Here is a 2302-nt window from a genome sequence, read left to right on the forward strand (position 1 = left end):
TCGAAAGATTCATAAAGAAACGCCATCCTTTCTTATAATTCTACAGAAAGGATAACGCCTTTTTTGCTTTATGGGTAGTGTAAAACCTTAGCTTGATAGCGGTGGTTAATTATTACATTTTTAATTTATTTCTAGTAAATGTTATTGTAATTTGTCTAATAATATAAGTAAGTAGAGGAGAACAAAATAGACATCTAATGATTTAGATGTCCTAAACTTACTAATAAAGCTATGAACTTCTTGATAAATTAGTTAATCCTTTTAAGAAAAAGAATATACTTAACGCCCAAAGAAATCCAGATCCCGCCACTTTTAATGAATTGTCTTCAGAGACCATAACTCCATCCATAAAGTTTCCAGTTAGCAAATTAATAAAAATAACCATCCCATAACCAAGAGTTAAAAAATGTAGCATAATCCAAATATAACTTTTCTTTTTATATTTTATCCATAAATACAATGTATATAGAATTGCAGTACATATAACAATGGAGAACCCTACTATTAAATATGTACGAACTCCTTCTTCAATGGGCATGTACATATATTTATCACCTCTCTATTTAATTTTTCTTTATAATAGAATATTTTCCTTTATTTTGAAATTATTCAAATCACAGATTCTTCTTTTCATTCCATTCGTAAAAGTATACCTTTTGGGACAAAAAAAAGAATCCTTTTAAAATAAGGATTCTTAAACAGGAAATTATAAATATATATAAATAAGAGAACTACTTATCATTGTAAAAAATATAGTAATAATTTAAAAACACAAATCGAAGTTAACCCCTAGAGTAACACTTCATCCTTTGAATCATTTCTGTACCTTCCTAAATCGTGTCTTTAATCGTTTATGAATTTACAACCGTTTGATATGAACTTGATAGACCATGTCCATGATAATCTGTATGTTTATCTAAGTCTTCAGTTAGTTTTTTTAATGCTTCTGCAAAGTTTTCTGTACTATTTTCAAATAATCCTAGGACACGCCAATTTACTCCTTCTTCAGCTCCCACTCTTAAGAAGTGTTCAATATATGATCATAACCAAACAATCCACTAAAGTACCCTCTAATATTTAAGTGACGATGTTTCACACTTCGTAGGAATTCGAATACATCATAATACTCATTTAATTCCCCTTCATTAAATATAAGCTTACTTTTACTATAAATTTCAAACATATAAGGTTGCATAAACTTTGCTTTAAAAGGAAGATACCATCTTCTTTCATTTTTATTCCGTTAAAGGGCCAGATTCTAATGAAGTAACGTATTGTGTATTTGAGGATAATTTTGGTAGTGTAAAGTTATTCTTAAATGAAAGTGAGGTATAGTCCAATGAATTCTTCATTAGTTAATATCTAAATTTATCAAAGGGGTGAGACCAATGATAAAATAACACTTTCACGCAAATAACTTTCGGAATAGTTCAATAACATTTTTCGAGGTGAAAGTGATGGGTTTTAAACAAAAATACTCTATGAATGAAAAAAATATAATTACTTGGTCTATAAAGCCGAAGAGCACACCATTGGTTCTAAGGAACTGTAATAAATGCGAAAAAAAAAGGAATTTTATTGTAGTGAACTTTTTAGAATGAATGCGAATAAACAAAAAATGGATGTATGGTTAATTTATAAATGTAAGCAATGTGATTCTACATGGAACGTAACTATCTTTTCTCGCATTAACCCGGTAGATATAGATAAAAGCTTATTTGACAAAATGTCAAGAAATGATAAGGAGACTGCATGGAAATATGCCTTCGATATGGAAACACTTAGGAGTAATCAAGCGGAAGCAATTTTCAACATTGATTATATCGCAGAAGGCGAAAACATTGATTTTTATAAAAACCTGTCGGAGGAAATATTTATTAACATTGAGTCACAATATAGCTTTAATCTTCGCCTAGACAAGTTACTTAAAGAGAAATTAAACGTTTCAAGAAAAATGCTTTGGGAGATGATAGAAAACGGTTTTATATACACGATTCCCGAAGTTAATATAAGAAAGCATAAAATAAAAGAAAAACAAATCAAAATTACTCTTACTTACGACGCACTAAAAATGATTAACTCAACTTTCGCATTTGAAAATCACGAATAAACATCCCTTTCTTTGATTGTGGGGGGCGTTGATCATTATTATTGTCTTTAAGTTTATCTTGAAATTGAGTATTCCGCTAAAGGGAGCTTTAATGGAATAAAAGGAGAGCATATATTAGTCATGTATAATATGTGTTCTCCTTTATTTTTAAGGGATTTTTATAATTTAGGTCTTGATAATAAATTCTAAGGC

Annotated in this window: 2 protein-coding genes; one reads left to right on the forward strand and one right to left on the reverse strand. The window is 29.1% G+C overall.

What is annotated here, in order from left to right; genetic code table 11:
* Nucleotides 1–229: 229 nt before the first annotated feature.
* Nucleotides 230–544, reverse strand: a complete 315-nt coding sequence (locus LRP84_RS22255; RefSeq protein ID WP_230577071.1) for a hypothetical protein — start codon at nucleotides 542–544, stop codon at nucleotides 230–232.
* A gap of 1011 nt (nucleotides 545–1555) precedes the next feature.
* On the opposite strand from LRP84_RS22255, the gene LRP84_RS22260 reads away from it, so the two are divergent.
* Nucleotides 1556–2110 (forward strand): DUF1062 domain-containing protein, encoded by a 555-nt coding sequence (locus LRP84_RS22260; RefSeq protein WP_230577072.1) that lies wholly within the window; start codon nucleotides 1556–1558, stop codon nucleotides 2108–2110.
* Nucleotides 2111–2302 lie beyond the last annotated feature (192 nt).

The organism is Bacillus rhizoplanae, assembly GCF_917563915.1.
GTDB lineage: Bacteria > Bacillota > Bacilli > Bacillales > Bacillaceae_G > Bacillus_A > Bacillus_A rhizoplanae.

Excerpts from the sequence above, each read along its gene's own strand:
- LRP84_RS22255 (WP_230577071.1), bottom strand. The coding sequence starts at position 544 with ATGTACATGCCCATTGAAGAAGGAGTTCGTACATATTTAATAGTAGGG.
- LRP84_RS22260 (WP_230577072.1), top strand. The coding sequence starts at position 1,556 with ATGCGAAAAAAAAAGGAATTTTATTGTAGTGAACTTTTTAGAATGAAT.